Consider the following 992-nt stretch of genomic DNA (forward strand, 5'->3'; position numbering starts at 1 on the left):
GGTTTTTTCTATCGAAAGCGTTATGTAAAGCTAGGCAGAATACTCAGTTTATTCAGTATTACTGCTTTATTTATTTTGAGCCTTTCACCGGTGACGGATGCTTTGATCAGGCCTCTTGAGTCACAGTATCCCGCCTACCAAGGCCAGCCCGTAGATTTTGTTTTAGTGTTAGGTGGCGGGCATTCAACAGCGAATGAGCGACCTTTAAGCAGTCTATTGAGCGGAACCTCATTAAGTCGGTTGACTGAAGGCTTGATGATTTACAGAGCAAATCCCGGGTCAAAGTTATTACTTTCTGGCTATCATGGGGATGATATTGAATCTCATGCTAAAGCGGCATCACGAGTGGCGATAGCCCTTGGAGTACCCGAGAGCGATATTTATTTGGCTGAAGAGGTAAAGGATACGGCAGAAGAGGCCAGGCATTGGGTTAAATTTATAAACGGTGCCAAATTTGCGTTAGTGACGTCAGCAATGCATATGCCCCGTTCTGTCTATTTGTTTAAGAAAGAAATCACTTTGCAGCAAGGCGAGACTAAGTCATTGCTTGCTTCGCCAACAAATTTCAGGTCATGTGAAGTGAATTGCTTAGGCTGGCGAAGCTGGATACCAAAGTCACGAAACCTGGCAAAAACCGATGCAGCGTGGCATGAGTACTTAGGCTATTTATGGGCGCGCTTAATAGCATAACGTTTGGAAAATTGATTTATGGGTTTAAAAGCGGGAAAAGTTTATCCTTCTAGCGAAGGGAAAGTTGGTGTATTAATCACTAACTTAGGTACGCCAGAGGCGCCAACAGCGAAGGCTTTGAGGCACTATTTGTCAGAATTTTTATCTGATCCCCGCGTTGTCGAAATTCCACGGCTAATTTGGATGTTTATCCTGCATGGTATCATTCTTAGAGTGCGGCCCAAGAAGTCGGCTCATGCCTATCAGACGGTATGGGCTGAGCGCGGTTCTCCGCTTAAATATCATACTGAAGATCAGCTTAC

2 protein-coding genes are annotated in these 992 nt (G+C 44.7%); both read left to right on the plus strand.

Annotated elements, in window-relative coordinates:
* Positions 1-690: ElyC/SanA/YdcF family protein (locus A3763_RS24905; protein WP_068760688.1), on the plus strand; the 690-nt coding region annotated here is incomplete at its 5' end.
* 18 nt (positions 691-708) lie between these two features.
* Positions 709-992, plus strand: a 284-nt coding sequence (locus A3763_RS24910) for a ferrochelatase (protein WP_197483111.1), incomplete at its 3' end; no start/stop codon positions are given.

This window comes from Oleiphilus sp. HI0128 (assembly GCF_001635365.1).